Origin of the sequence: Uliginosibacterium gangwonense DSM 18521, from assembly GCF_000373965.1 — a bacterium.
GTDB classification, from domain to species: domain Bacteria; phylum Pseudomonadota; class Gammaproteobacteria; order Burkholderiales; family Rhodocyclaceae; genus Uliginosibacterium; species Uliginosibacterium gangwonense.
In genome coordinates this window covers 214,202-228,329 of record NZ_KB892865.1, presented here as the reverse complement: position 1 = coordinate 228,329, position 14,128 = coordinate 214,202, and the positions used below count along the sequence as shown (strand labels likewise).

Annotated in this window: 14 protein-coding genes; 1 reads left to right on the top strand and 13 read right to left on the bottom strand. The window is 58.3% G+C overall.

Translation table 11 applies throughout. From position 1 onward, the window contains the following. Positions 1 to 87: 87 nt before the first annotated feature. From moaA to B145_RS28265, 12 genes are all read right to left on the bottom strand, one after another. Positions 88 to 1,083, bottom strand: a complete 996-nt coding sequence (gene moaA / locus B145_RS0119960) for a GTP 3',8-cyclase MoaA (protein ID WP_018609724.1) — start codon at positions 1,081 to 1,083, stop codon at positions 88 to 90. Between the two features lie 85 nt (positions 1,084 to 1,168). Next, positions 1,169 to 3,319, bottom strand: a complete 2,151-nt coding sequence (gene fdhF / locus B145_RS0119955) for a formate dehydrogenase subunit alpha (protein ID WP_018609723.1) — start codon at positions 3,317 to 3,319, stop codon at positions 1,169 to 1,171. 37 nt (positions 3,320 to 3,356) lie between these two features. Next, entirely contained in the window at positions 3,357 to 3,902 is a 546-nt protein-coding gene (locus B145_RS0119950) for a 4Fe-4S dicluster domain-containing protein (protein WP_018609722.1), read from the bottom strand. A 251-nt stretch (positions 3,903 to 4,153) separates the two neighbouring features. Continuing rightward, on the bottom strand, positions 4,154 to 5,488 hold the full coding sequence (locus tag B145_RS0119945) for an ATP-binding protein (protein WP_018609721.1): 1,335 nt from the start codon (positions 5,486 to 5,488) through the stop codon (positions 4,154 to 4,156). After that, positions 5,478 to 6,149 carry a response regulator gene (locus tag B145_RS0119940; RefSeq protein ID WP_018609720.1) on the bottom strand — a complete coding sequence of 224 codons (672 nt, stop codon included), beginning with the start codon at positions 6,147 to 6,149 and terminating at the stop codon, positions 5,478 to 5,480. The genes B145_RS0119945 and B145_RS0119940 overlap by 11 nt, the downstream gene beginning before the upstream one ends. 108 nt (positions 6,150 to 6,257) lie before the next feature. After that, a complete protein-coding gene (locus tag B145_RS0119935) occupies positions 6,258 to 6,941 on the bottom strand; it encodes a cytochrome b/b6 domain-containing protein (RefSeq protein WP_018609719.1) in 684 nt (227 codons plus the stop codon). Positions 6,942 to 6,967: 26 nt separating this feature from the next. Continuing rightward, a complete protein-coding gene (locus tag B145_RS0119930; RefSeq protein WP_018609718.1) occupies positions 6,968 to 7,444 on the bottom strand; it encodes a diheme cytochrome c in 477 nt (158 codons plus the stop codon). Between the two features lie 11 nt (positions 7,445 to 7,455). Further along, entirely contained in the window at positions 7,456 to 7,884 is a 429-nt protein-coding gene (locus B145_RS0119925) for a DUF1924 domain-containing protein (protein ID WP_018609717.1), read from the bottom strand. Between the two features lie 58 nt (positions 7,885 to 7,942). Further along, on the bottom strand, positions 7,943 to 9,178 hold the full coding sequence (locus B145_RS0119920) for an AAA family ATPase (RefSeq protein WP_018609716.1): 1,236 nt from the start codon (positions 9,176 to 9,178) through the stop codon (positions 7,943 to 7,945). Further along, positions 9,175 to 10,035 carry an RNA ligase family protein gene (locus tag B145_RS0119915; protein ID WP_018609715.1) on the bottom strand — a complete coding sequence of 287 codons (861 nt, stop codon included), beginning with the start codon at positions 10,033 to 10,035 and terminating at the stop codon, positions 9,175 to 9,177. Before B145_RS0119915 ends, B145_RS0119920 begins: the two co-directional genes overlap by 4 nt. Before the next feature lie 380 nt (positions 10,036 to 10,415). Further along, a complete protein-coding gene (locus B145_RS0119905) occupies positions 10,416 to 10,958 on the bottom strand; it encodes a DUF2628 domain-containing protein (protein WP_018609713.1) in 543 nt (180 codons plus the stop codon). A 175-nt stretch (positions 10,959 to 11,133) separates the two neighbouring features. Next, entirely contained in the window at positions 11,134 to 12,051 is a 918-nt protein-coding gene (locus B145_RS28265; protein ID WP_245541893.1) for a glycoside hydrolase family 5 protein, read from the bottom strand. On the opposite strand from B145_RS28265, the gene B145_RS29405 reads away from it, so the two are divergent. Next, the gene (locus B145_RS29405; RefSeq protein ID WP_018609711.1) at positions 12,050 to 12,580 is read left to right on the top strand and encodes a hypothetical protein; all 531 of its coding nucleotides are present in this window, start codon (positions 12,050 to 12,052) and stop codon (positions 12,578 to 12,580) included. The genes B145_RS28265 and B145_RS29405 overlap by 2 nt on opposite strands. A 132-nt stretch (positions 12,581 to 12,712) precedes the next feature. Here the strand turns inward: B145_RS29405 and B145_RS0119890 are convergent, their stop codons facing one another. Continuing rightward, entirely contained in the window at positions 12,713 to 14,077 is a 1,365-nt protein-coding gene (locus tag B145_RS0119890) for an aminotransferase class III-fold pyridoxal phosphate-dependent enzyme (protein WP_211209882.1), read from the bottom strand. Positions 14,078 to 14,128 lie beyond the last annotated feature (51 nt).

Sequence of the window (14,128 nt, the reverse complement as noted above, 5' to 3'; positions counted from 1 at the left end):
CTTAAATGAAAATACTACTGCCGGTGTGGCTGGGTCGCCTACAAAACACGCAGATCAGGAAAAAGTAAGGTTCTGGATCAGCAGCGATCAGCCGCCGGTTTGCGACATGAAGCGCATGATCTGCCCCGGCGCTTCGATGAATTCGTGCTTGTTGGGTTTGAGCTCGATGGCGCTGCGGATGGCGGCTTCCAGCTCGGCATCGCTGGCACCGTCACGCAGCAATGGGCGCAATTCAAAGCGCTCTTCCTGGCCCAGGCACAGGTAGAGGGTGCCATCCACGGCCAGACGCACGCGGTTGCAGGTGGCGCAGAAGTGTTGGGTGATCGGGGTGATGAAGCCGATCTGGGCTTGCCCGTCAGCGGTGGCCCAATAACGCGCCGGGCCGCCCCCGAGTTCGAGCGAACAGGGCTGCAAGCCGAAGCGCTCCACCAGACGGGGACGAACCGCTTCGAGTGAGAGGAAATGCGTGTTGCGGCCAGCCTCACCAATCGGCATGGCTTCAATCATGCGCAGGATGAAGCCGTGCGCAATACAGAACTCTGCCATGTGCTCGACTTCGTGGTCATTGATGCCCTTCATCAAGACCATGTTGAGCTTGATGGGGGCGATGCCTGCAGCTTTGGCCGCGAGAATGCCTTCGAGGATGGCACCCAGCGTGTCGCGTCCGCACACCTGCGCCACGCAGTCGCGGTCGAGCGAATCCAGGCTGACGTTGATGCGGCGCAGCCCCGCGGCCTTGAGTGCTACGGCATGCTTGGCCAACTGGGTGGCGTTGGTGGAGAGCGACAGATCCTGCACCCCTGGCAGTGCGGCGAGATTGCCGACCAGATCGACCAGATTCCGCCGCAACAGGGGTTCCCCTCCGGTCAGCCGTACCCGTGCCACACCCAGGCGGGCGAAAGCGGCGACCACGCGTTCGATTTCGGCAAAGCTCAGCCAATCTGCAGGCTCGGCGTAACCATCGAAATTCTTTGGGCGGCAGTAGCTGCAGCGTAGATCACAACGATCCGTGACCGACAGGCGCAGGTAATCAATGCGGCGTCCAAAGCGGTCTTGCAGACAGGGGGCGGGGGCTGGATTCACGATAAGAGGCCGGTTTTCAGCGAACGACCGAACATCCCGGCGCAAGGCCGGGATGTTCGGTTCCGTGAAAGACTCAGGCGGGTGCTTAGGCCATTGCGGCCTTGCGCATGTCAGCCTTCATCTTGCCGTAGAGTTCCTGCACGTGGTTTTCTGCCCATACCTGATCGGCAATGGCTTCAAGCTTGACAGCGCTGAACTTGTACTCCGGTGTCTTGGAGATCGGGTCCAGGTGGTCCACGGTCAGTTCGTTACAGGCGCCGATCCACCACTGGTAGGTCATATACACAGCGCCCTTGTTGACGCGGTCGTTGTAGTTGGCGCGGGTGATGACCTTGCCACGGCGCGAGGAGATCCACACCAGGGCTTGATCCGCGATACCGAACTGCTTGGCGTCATCCGGGTGAATCTGCACGAAGCCCGGTTCGTCAGCCAGTGTTTGCAGGGCGGTACAGTTGCCCGTCATGGAGCGGCAGGAGTAGTGACCCACTTCGCGCACCGTGCACAGCCCCAGCGGGTATTCGGCATCCACCTTTTCCAGCGGAGCGCGCCATTCGGCGGCGAACAGCAGGGCCTTGCCGCTGGCGGTGTCGAACTTGTTGCCTTCGTACAGCCACGGCGTACCGGGGTGGTCTTCGGTCGGGCAGGGCCAGGGCACGTAACCCAGGTTCGCCATCTTCTCGTAGGTGGCACCGGTGTAAAGGTGGCACAGGCCACGCAGCTCGTCCCAGATTTCCTTGGCATTGTTGTAATGCATGGGATAGCCCATGGCGGTGGCCATCAAGCTGTGGATTTCCCAGTCATGCTTCACATCATGGTCGGCGGGCGGATCGATGGCCTTGTAGCAGCGTTGGAAGCCACGGTCAGCCGCCGAGAAGACGTTTTCGTGTTCGCCCCAGGAGGTGGCGGGCAGGATCACGTCAGCAATCATGGCCGTCTTGGTCATGAAGATGTCCTGTACGATCAGCAGTTCCAGCTCAGCAAAGGCCTTGCGCACGAGGCTCAGTTCCGGCTCGGTTTGCAGCGGATCTTCACCGAAAACGTAGTTCGCCTTGATCTTGCCTTCCAGAATCTTGTGCGGCACATCGGTCAGGCCATAGCCCGTTTCACCGGAAATGCTCGGAACACCCCAAGCCTTGGCGAATTTTTCGCGGGCAGCGGCATCGGTGACCGGGTAGTAGCCGGGCAGGGTGTTGGGCAGTGCGCCCATGTCGCAGGCACCTTGCACGTTGTTCTGACCACGCACCGGGCCCACGCCCACGTTCGGGCGGCCCAGGTTGCCGGTGATGGCCGCCAAGCTCGACAAGCCCTTGACCACATCCACAGCCTGACCCCATTGTGTGACGCCCATGCCCCACAGGATGGTGGCCGAAGGTGCTGCGGCGTACATGCGGATGGCTTCGCGCACCAGTGCCGGGTCCAGCCCGGTGATCTCTGCCGTGTATTCCGGGGTGTACTTGGCGACCATGGCCTTGTACTCCTCGAAACCTTCGGTGTAGTTAGCCACGAATTCTGGCTTGTAGAGCTTTTCGTTGAGCAGCACGTTGGCAAAGGCGTTGACCAGTGCCATGTTGGAGCCGTTCTTCAGCGGCAGGAAGAGGTCGGCCAGACGCGCCGTTTCAATGTAGCGCGGGTCGCAGACGATGATTTTGGCGCCCTTTTCCTTGGCCTTGATGATGCGGCGGGCCACGATGGGGTGCGAATCGGCTGCGTTGTAGCCGAACACCAGGATGCACTTGGTATCCTCAATCTCGCAGATCGAGTTACTCATTGCACCGTTACCCAGCGTGACCATCAAGCCCGCGACTGAGGGGCCGTGGCAGACGCGGGCACAGCAGTCGATATTGTTGGTGCCGAGCACGGCACGGGTGAATTTCTGGGCGACGTAGTTCGATTCGTTGCCGGTGCCGCGTGAGGAACCGGTGGTCATGATCGAATTGGCGCCATACTTTTCCTTGATCGCCATCAGGCGGGAACTGGCAAATTTGATGGCCTCGTCCCAGCTCACCGGTTCCAGTTCGCCACCGCGCTGGCGGCGGATCATGGGGCGCTTCAGGCGCGGGGTGAGCAGCTTGGTGTCGTTCAGGAAGTCCCAGCCGTAGTAACCCTTCAGGCACAGCTCACCCTGGTTGGTGACGCCGTTGGCAGCTTCTGCACCGACGACCTTGTTGTTCTCGACCAGCAGATTGATTTTGCAGCCCGAACCACAGTAGGGGCACACCGTGATGACTTTTTCCATGTCGATAAAACCTTTCTAGGGAATTCTTGATTTCGGGTCAGATGAGCGGGCTGTTTTCAGCTTCCAGCGCGGCGCGTTCCTGGCGCTTGCGCAGGGTTTGTTCCATGGCGGCGCGGTCGACCACATGCAGCGCCTTGGTTGGGCATACGGTTACGCAGGCGGGGCCCGCAGCGCGATCCACGCACAGGTCGCACTTGTGGGCTTCGGCTTTGGTACCGTTGGCCACGGTCACGCCATTGAAGGTCTTGGTGGCGGGCACGGTGATCACATCCATTGCACCGAAAGGGCAGGCGACCATACAGGTCTTGCAGCCTACGCAGCGTTCCTGCAGTACCTGCACAGTGTTCTGGCTGTACACAATGGCGCCGTTCGGGCAGACGTTGGCGCAAGGGGCGTCTTCACAGTGGCGGCAGGTCACAGGGGTGCTGATGCTCAGGCCCTTGATCACACGCAGGCGTGGGGCAAAACTGGTGGGAGACAGGCTCCCGACATCTGCAGTGCCCGAATGCGCCAGGACGCAGGCTACCTCACAGGTGCGACAACCTATGCATTTCTTGGGTTCTGCGACGATGAACCGGTTCATTCCTAGATCTCCTTTTTCACAACGCTGGGTGTGTCATGTGGTTCGCAGGTGGAGCATTGACGCCTCGAATCCACCTTTATCCGGATAGTTATAGCAGCGTTTGTGCCAAGGGTTTTTGCGCTGGATTAGACAGGCGCAAGCACATGAAGGTAAAGGGGTTTTTGCTGGCAGTGCGGTGACGACAGCGGTGACGTGAGTGTCGGCTGCGGGAGGGTGTCGGCAGATCCGTCGTCAAAATTGACGACACTCCGTCATCGCTGTATAGGTAGGTTTATACGGAAAATGCTGCCATGCCCAACCGGGTTGGGGAGCGCCTCAATCCGGCCGCCATGGATGTCTGCAACGCGCTGTGCGATGGATAAGCCCAGGCCGCTGCCGGCTTCATTGCTGCCCACAATGCGGTAGAAGCGGTCAAAGATGCGGGCGCGCTGCTCGGCGGGGATGCCGGGGCCGTTGTCTGCCACGTCCAGCACGACCGCGTCCGGGTGGGTGGTAATGCTGAGGCTGACCTCGCTTCCTGCCGGACTGTAGCGGATGGCGTTGTCGAGCAGGTTGCGCAGCAACATGCGCATGAGTCCTGGGCGCAAGGCTATTTGCGGCGCCGGACCATCTTCAAGCGCTACATCGATATGCTTTGCCAGCGCTGTATCAATGAGTTCCGCTATCACGCTGGCAGCCAGTTCGCGCAGATTGATTGTTTCCGCTTCGGGGGCGCTGCTGCCATCCAGGCGTGCCAGGGTGAGTAGCTGTTCGATGACGTGGGTGGCCAGATCGCAGGCTTGCAGAACCTGCCGCAAGGCATGTTGCTGCTCATCGGCTTGAGTGCTTTGCCGTGCCACCTGTGCCTGGGCGCGGATCGCCGCCAGTGGGGTACGCAGCTCATGTGCCGCGTCGGCGGTAAAACGCCGGGTGTTGTCGAGCGACTCTCCCACGCGCGCCAGCAGATGGTTGAGCTGGACGATCAAGGGGCGGATTTCGGTAGGGGCGCCATCGGTGGCTACAGCGTCCAGCCGCTGCGGATGGCGGTTGGCGATTTCACCGGCTACGCGATCCAGCGGACGCAAACCCATGCGTACAGCAAACCATAGCAGCAGCGCCAGGATGGGCAGCGCGTAGAGAACCGGCTGGAGGAATTTCTCGACAAGCTCGCGCAGCAGATGTTGGCGCGAAGCCAGTTTTTCGCCCACCTGGATCAGATTGTCATGATCATGATCCCAGATGCTGAAAACGCGCCAAGTGCTGCCATCGACTGTGCGTTCTGAAAATCCTTCCACCTGGGTGCCCAGCGCGGTTTTCGGCGCATTGGTCGAATGCAGGCCCAGGGTTTTACCGCCTGCCCAGATCTGGAAGCCGATGCTCTGCGTATAGTGATGGGTGTCCGGGAGATGCTCGGTTTCAACTTCGTCAAGCTCCGCGCCAGGGTGGGCGGCAATCAGCGAGGCGGTTTGTACCAGATGGGCGTCAAGCAGTTCCTGGATTTCCTTGCGGGCATCCAGATAGCTCAAGCCCAAGGCGAGTATCCAGATGACGCCCAATACCAGCAGGCAAAGCAATACAACACGGCGCTTGAGGGAATCAGACAGCATCTTTGCCACGCGGCATCAGGTAACCTACGCCCCGGATGGTGCGGATGGCCTCCGCGCCGAGCTTACGGCGCAGGTGATGGACGAAGACCTCAATCGTATTGCTCTCTGTTTCCTCCCCCCAGGCGTAGAGCTGCTGCTCGATTTGTGCTTTGGTCATGGCATGCCCGGCATTCAGTGCCAGAGCGTGGAGCAAGGCAAATTCGCGGGCGGAGAGCACCACAGGTTCGCCCGCCAGCGTGGCAGTGTGTTTGGCCGGGTCGATGCACAGATCCCCTACCTGGATCACTGCGCTCGCCGTGCCCGCGCTGCGGCGGATCAGCGCCCGCAGGCGGGCAGCCAGTTCGCCCATATCGAAGGGTTTGACCAGGTAGTCGTCTGCGCCCGTATCCAGCCCACGGATGCGGTCTTCCACGGTGTCGCGGGCGGTGAGGATGATCACTGGCACCAGTTTGCCCTGGCTGCGCAGGGCGTGGAGCACTTCTAGGCCGGAGCGGCGCGGCAAGCCCAGGTCCAGCACCACAGCGGCGAAATCCTCGCTCGCCAGGGCCGCGTCCGCCGCCACGCCATCCTTGACCCAATCCACGCTGTAGCCTGCCTGACGCAGGCTGACATGGATGGCATCGCCCAGAATCAGATGGTCTTCAACGACAAGGACACGCATGGGAGCGGGACCGCTAGGTGTGATGGCATGCATGGATTCTAATGCGCTTGGTGAGGAAGGGGGGATGCCCTTTCTCACCTGGGCATTTTTTCATCGTTCGGGCCGTGCTCAGTCGTCATCCCCGTCTGTTTGGCCGGTGGCTTGCTGAGTGGCCGCCTGGAGAACGCCAGGATTGGTCCAGCCGTAGCCTACCCAGAAGCCAATGACTGCCAGCAGGAGCAGGATGCCGATGATACGTCGGGTCCCCCCGATGCCTTCACTGGTGGCGCCCAGCTTATACCCGGTGAGCATAGCGCGGGCCAGGTTTTCACGGTGCAGAAAACTGCTGACCACGACACCGGCCAGATGTACGGCCACCATGGCCATCATGCCATTGGCAACAATCTGGTGAACGTCCCCGATCCATTCAGGGCCGATGTCGTTATACGCCAGCAAGCCCAGTGCCGGGGTGGAGATACCCAATAGCAATAGCACCACAATAGCCAACGCTCCGGCTGGGTTATGGCCCACATGATGTTCGGGAGCGCGTCGCAGAAGAGACTGGAGGTAAGACTTGATTTTTGCCGGGCCTGTGATGAAAGAGGCAAAACGTGCATGGTGGGTGCCAATCAACCCCCACATGATGCGGAAGGCGACCAGCCCGAGTACGGTATAGCCAAACATCACGTGGATGGCGCGCATACGCTCGCCTTCAGACGTGATGTAGGCACCCAGGAAAGATAGGGCCAGTGACCAGTGGAATATGCGGGTGGGAAGATCCCACACCTTGATACGGGTGCTCTCTGTTGTCATGATGATTTTATCAGTGGGGAAGGGAGTTATTTGGGGATGCGGATCTGGTGCTCGCCAAAGCTGCCTTGTTCCGCCTGGGTATGGCAGGCCGCGCAGTTGGATGGCATTTTGATGCTGGCACGTTGCCATACGGCACTGCCCACTTCGCTATGTTCGCGTTTGAACCACGCGGTTTCGGTGATGCGCTGCGTGGGCTGACCCTGTGGGGTAGGACGTTCGCGTCGCGCCGAATTGGCCACAAGGTATTTGGTGATGGCTTCCCGGGTTGCTGCATCAAGGCTTGCATCGGTGCCGAAATGCTTATCCAGGCTGCCCATCGTCTTGCGCCAGGCGCCCTCATCCAAAAGGCGGGCAGGGAAGGCCACATGGCAGCTGCCACACTCCTGCTGATATTGTGGATTGGGTGGTGTGCGTCGCCCTTCGTCAGCCTGTGCTGGCACGGCGCAGAGCATGAATAGGCCCAGGGCAAGGGGCGAAGTCAGGAAAGAAGTGGGATGGCGCATGCTTGGGCTCCTCATTTGCCTGCGATCAAAAAGGCCAGCACGTCGGCCTTTTCCGCCGCCGTACACTCACGCCCAACAACATCCTTGCAATTGCGCGTCAGCCACTTCTCAACCTTCTCCGGCCGGGTCAGGCGTTCCGGGTTGGCGGCTACCGCCATGGGCTGGATAGTCTTTCCGGTTACGATGTGTTTGCCTGTGGCAGTGGGGTCATTCGTATGACAGCTACTGCACGACCAGTCCTTGCCATGTTTGGCACGGAAGAACTCGCCGCCACGGCCTGACGAGGCGCTAAAGCCTGCCGCCTGGGTGCGTGCGGCGTCTTGATAACTGTTCAGAATCTGTTGTGGGGTTTCTGCCTGACCTGGAAGGCTCAGACCAAGCAGAAACACCGCACAGGCGAAACTGAAAAAACTGTGTTGCAATCGGCGAATGGGGAACATGGAACCTCCTGTCAGACCAAGGTGAAGCGGAGTCTGACGACGGAGTCTTAATCCATCCTTAACGCAGGGTTTTGGATTCTGCCGCCGCTTGACCCAGGTAGCAGACATGGTCCGCCTCATCCGGCTGCACAACTTCCCAGCGATGCAGCATGTGCAGGATGGCCTCGTTTTTCAGCGTGGTATCCCGTTTGGTATTGCGGGCAAGGATGATGTTTTCGGGTGCTTCCAGATACACCACCTCAACCTCTGCGCCATAGGCATAGAGCAGATCAAGGGTCTTGCCCCGCATCTGGCGCGAAAGGTGGGTGGCGTTCCAGATGAAAGGTGCCTTTGCCCGCAGCAGGGATTTGGCCTGTTCCACCGCGTAATGAGCGGCACGACCATCGTTTTCACCATGCTTGAGGCCCAAAGCCTCCCGTGCATCATCAAAGCCCACGACCGGACGCCCTGCGCTGTTATGTGCGATCCAGGTGTTCTTGCCCGTGGCAGGCAGGCCGCTCAGCACGGTGACCCGTGAGCCCGGTTCATGATGATATTCATAATCCGGATGCAGATCGGCCCCGTTGAAGTAGCGCATGCGTACACGTGGATCGGCAAAACGGCGCGGAGTGTCGAAACAGCCTTCCTCACGTGCCAGTTCGCGGAACAATTCGATCTCCAGCAACACCTCTTCGACTTCTGCATACACACGCCCACGCATATCGGCTTCAGCCAGTGCGGCAAGATCACGAATGCATAGGGCATGGGAGAGCCTGCTCACGATGAACTCTGTCGAATGCCCGGCGCGATTGCCGTGCAAGGCAAAGAATGGCATCTGATGTGCAAAGATCAGCCGACAGATGGCCTCCCGCAGGGCAAACGGCACCCCGCTGCGCCAGAGTATGATCCGAGCATCAATGGCGCCATGTGCCGAGTGGGCTGGCTGCCCGATGTGGCCAGTGGCCGGATCAATCCGCGTGCATGCCGGTTTGGCAATGTCATGCAGCAGCGCCGCATAGAACAGCGTGAAGCGCCGTTCTGCGCATGCTGCGGCATAATCGGGCAGCGAACACATGGCTTCTGTCACCATCTGTGTATGCGTCCACACATCACCTTCGCCGTGGTAGCGTGGTGCCTGAGGTGTGCGCGCCAGTGGCAGCAAGGCCGGAAGCAGGTCTTGCAGTGCTTTCCAGTCGGGCGTGTGCCCCGGTGCTGCAACGCAGTCTAGCAAATTGGCATAATGTGCCCCACGCAGGCTTGAACCGCTCCGCAAGCTGGCAAGATTGGCGGCTTCGATCATTTCCTCATGTATCATGATCCAGTCTCCGGGTTGGGCCAACCGTGGGTCAGTACGGGCGCATAGATGTCGCAGCCCTCTGCCAGTTGGTTGGGTATAAAAGCCTGTTCGCTATGGTGCTGGCCGGAGGCCATGATGGCCTGTACAAAATCGCAGCGAACCCATTTGTAACGGGCGGTGGTCAGTCCATCCTCTTCAACCTTGATGTACAGGCCTTCTGCATTGTCCGAGTGGTCGGTCTGCTGCCATGCTTTTGCATAGTCCAGTGCCTCGCTGCGCACAATCTGCTCGAAACAGGCCTTCCACTGTGTGGAACGGGCCAGCGATGGCCCGAGCAGGGCGAGCAGATCTTGCAGACGACGCGGGGCCAGTCCGGCATACAGAACCGGCACTGACAGCACAGGCAAATCCTTGAGCAGGATATGCCGTTCGGCTGTGCCGAGAAAAGCTTCACGGCTGCGGTCCCAGATGTCGAACTCGCAGAAGTAGTGGGGCAGCCTGTCGTAGAACAGCGCGTGCTTCTTGTGTAGCCATTCGCCATACATCAGGTAGCGGTCTTCCAGATATTCCAGCAGCCGATGTTCGTGCGCTGCTGCCCAACGCTTGAAGAGGTTGAACTGGCGCTCCCGCCCCCCGCCAACAAGGTAATGTCCACGGCTTTGCAGCAGCAAATCGCCGCCTGCCGAAAAACTCAGGCCGGCGTTGCCGCCGTCGAGTTTCTCCTCTACAACAATGTACTTGCCGGCCAGTGCGGCATATGGCACCTGTGCGTGATCTTCATCACCCGGCTGCAGGCGCGAACCTTGCAGATGTGGGGTGCGCGGGTACTTCAGAATATCCGGTAAGGATGAGTTCGGATTGAATTCGTTTGACATGATCGTCTCCAGAAAAAAGTCATGGAGCCGACGAAGTCGGGCGCACCAAAGCCGCTCAAGCGCAAGGCTATAGGGCTGAACTGACTGGTGGGGCAATACGGAAACTGGATTCAAGGCAATCCGCATGCACAGCAGAAACAGGCGTTGGCACGCCATGGCACTCTGCGTGTGCAGGTGTCGTCGGCATCAGAGGGTGATGGCGAAGGTGCGGGGCACTTTGATTCTCCAGAATGTGAAGGGACTACGTGGAAAGGCGATAAAACTCACTGCCCGGATGATAAACATGTAGAACCGTAAAGTAAACGGCTTGCCTAAAAACAATCCCGTCTGGGCCAGAGGCACAGACGGGATCGCTTTTTTGAGTTTGGCTGATTTTGGCTTTACATGGATGCGCCAGGGTCAAGCATAAATGTGATGCCAACGCCTAATGCGAGGAAAAGGACTGCAAAACCAATAGCGGCGCCGAGTTGAGTGCCGCCCCGCTGCGCGATCTCGGATAAAGCACTCTGTGTCAGCCCTTTTGACTGTATAACTTCCTGAATTTCCTTTGTTGCTCTTTGTTTATAAAGATAATTGCCATATCTTCCTATCATGACAGCCATGACAAGATTGGCAATATTGCCAACTGACGCTGGAATGTCAAGAATGTTTTCAAAAACGTGAAAAGCGACAAGTATGCCGATGCTTATAAAAGCATTGGCATACATTTTTCTGTACACCAGCCAGAAAGCACCTAGAAAAAAAGCGGCTAAATTCCAAGATGTATTCTTGCCTTGCATGGCATCCCACTTGGCCAAATAGTAGGCTGATCGTGGGCCAATAAAGGCGTTCAGTGCGGCTGCGCCATCAACGGTGTTGCCGTGTTGAAACGCATCGCTCTCCAGTGTTGCCTGTGGGGGTGCGTAAGGGTTGATGTCAGACATGGCTCTGGGCCTTGAGCGTGAGTCATGATCTTGCCGCGAGGCTGAGATCAGGGGGGCGTTGTATGGATTTACCATGATGCACTATTTTATGCAGTGCATTGGGTTACGCCGCTGATATTATCCTTGCGACATCGATCATGAGCCGAATTTTAGACAAACGATTCTTCTGGCCTGGCTACAGGAATGCCGCCAGCCAACTCATCTGGGCTTGATCGGTACTACCAGAGGGCTCAATGGTGAAACGGTAGCTCCCCCACCACGGGCCTGCTGCCCACCATGTCCAGCCGATCCAGACACTGGAATTGTCGGTTACGTACTGTAATTGATTGGCGACGGCTGCTTGGCAGGTGGCGTTGTTACCACCGGCAAATTCGCCGAGGAAGCCACGCTTGCTGTTGGTTTTCAGCCAGTTGGTGAAAGCCACCAAGCGTTCTGAGCCGATGGTGGTGCTGACGCAGGTATCCGAATTGCCGGAACTGTCACCATCCATATACTGGTGGACTTCATAGGCGTAATTGTTGCCCGAGTCGGTAATGCCCAGCATGGAGGTGGAGTTCCCACTGGAAACCCAGCTATGGGCGCCTGTCCATGCGATGCCCGGCACCAGGATCAGGTTGTTTGCGCCGGTTTTGCGGATGGCGGCAATGGCAGCGTTGGCGGCATTGAGCCAGACGGTGGCATCGATATCGTGGGGTTCGTTCATCAAGGCAAAAATCACCTTGCTGTTGCCCTTATAACGATTGGACAATGTACTCCAGAAGCTGGCGAATTGCGCCTGCGATATGCTGGATGAACCAATCAGGTTGCCGTAGTAGCGGGCATAATTGTGCGGGTCTAGCACCACGTAGGCGCCTTTGCCCGTGGCATAAGTGACAAAGCTGTCAATACGGGCCAATTCATCTGCACTGAAGGACGCATCAATCGATTGTTGCAAGCGTTCCCAGCGGAAGGGTAGGCGGAAGACATTCATCTTTTTGCCCACGAAGTAATCGACTTCGGCCGTTGTGGGATAAGTGTAATTGCTGCCGTAAGTGCCAGGTAGAGAGGATTCCCCGAATTCTGCCGAAGCGAGGCTGACACCCTTATAGGCAATGCCACCTGACGAAGAGCTGCTTGAGGACGTGCCACCTGAAGAGGAACTGCTTGAAGAGGTGCCACCGGAAGAGGAACTGCTCGACGAGGTTCCGCCGGAAGAGGAGCTACTGGAGGAAGTACCACCTGAAGAAGAGCCGCTTGAGGAAGTACCGCCAGATGACGAGCCGCTCGAAGAGCTTCCACTGGAAGATGATCCGCTCGAAGAGGTCCCGCCCGAAGATGAACTGCTTGAACCGGATGAACTGGAGGACGAGCCTGAAGAACTTGATGATGAACTTCCGGTGGATGACCCCGTGGCGGCGCTGCCACCTGATGAGGAAGACGAGCTACCCGAGTCACTCCCGCCGCTACCGCCTCCACCGCAGGCTACCAGCGTAGCCAGACCCAGCGCAATCACCCAATATTGTAATTTGTTCATTCCATACCCCGTTTGCAAAGCGAACTGCTTCCAAAACGGCGATTGTATTGCGGAGGAGATGAACGTAAGAATTTTTCTGACAAACGTAAGCGGGACACTCATCGGGTAGGCAGAAATGCCCGCATAACGATTTCGCATCACCCATGAGGCATGCGGCCATAATGAGGGCCGCATGGCGGGGAAGGCCAAACTGGAGGCTCGGGATGACTCGTTGCCTGACGTTCCCCGGGGGCTTGTGTATTCAGGCTGCCTGCATTTTCGCCAGTAGACGCCCCAATTTTTCAAGCATCAAACCGATTTCCTCGCGGGTGACATCCAGTGGCGGGCGGAAGCGGATGCTGTCGGTGCCTGCTCCGAGCAGGAGCAGGCTTTCCTGCTCCAGTGCGTCATTGATCAGCGCCACCTTATCACCCTGGCGCAGCAAGGTGAAGCCTTGGTAGAGCCCAAGCCCACGCACGTTGCCGATGATTTCCGGGTATTGCTCTACCAGCCTGTTGAGGCCAGCAACGAGTTGTTCGGCCTTGGCGGGGACGGCTTCAATGAGTTTCTCATTTTCTACCACGCTCCATTCCTGTACAAAACGTACCATGTCGGCAAGGTTGCCGCCCCAGGTGGAATCCAATACGCCAATGTCTTTCATGGGGTTGAGCATGTAGATGACACCATTGCCGAATTTTTTGGCAACCGCGATGGCTTGTGGCGGATAGGGTACGTCGTAGAGGTCAACACAAAAGACCTTGCCGAGTTGGCCGCCGGAGGTCTGCACTTCGTCCAGCCCCCAGCAGATGTCATAACGGTGGCATAGCCTGGAAAGTTCCTGATAGAAGCGTGGCAGGGCAATACGGTGGCCGCCTGCGCCTTGCAGGGGTTCGAGAATCACGCCAACGATCTCGTTGCCATAGGTGCGCATCAGGTATTCCAGATTAGCGAGGCAGATATCGACTTCGCGCTCGTTTTCTGCGGTGGTCTTGCGCGAGTCATATTCCGGGAAAGGCACTTGCAGGTTGCCTTGGATGATGCCTTGGTAATCTCGCGTGGCAATCGGGTCGTTGGCAAGCTTGGTAATGTTCAAAGCATAAACAGTGCGGCCGTGAAAGGCTTGCTCAAAGTAGATGAAGCGGCGGTTTGCCGGGGTTTTGCCCTGGGCAAGCTGCTTGTTATGGTGCAGGTTGATGAAATACTTCATCATGTTTTCGACCGCTTCAGCGCCAGAGTTGACCGCGTATACCTCCACACGCTGGTTGCGCATGCATTCCGGCGCGAGCCGGTGCAGCAGACGGTAGTATGCCAGGCATTCTTCGGTGAGGAAATCCGGGTTGGCCATCTTGTTGTTGGCGGCAAAACCCAAGCGCTCCAGGTAGTCTGCTTCGTACAGGTGTGGGTGGTTGTAGCCCAGGAGGCGCGAACCGTATAGCCCGCACCAGTCCATCAGGCGGTCGCCATCCACGGCGGCGAGCCATATGCCACGCGATTTGCGGATGTCTACGGCAAAGGGTTTGGGTTCGGCGATGACGTACTGGGCGAGTTCGTCGAGCATCGCACGGCTTTGGGGTTTGGGATAGGTCATGGCGGTTGCGCTGGGCAGGTGGCGTGATGAACCTGCCAAGCATAGCGCCACATCACTTTGAGCCTAAGTACCATTAGGGTAGGTGATGGG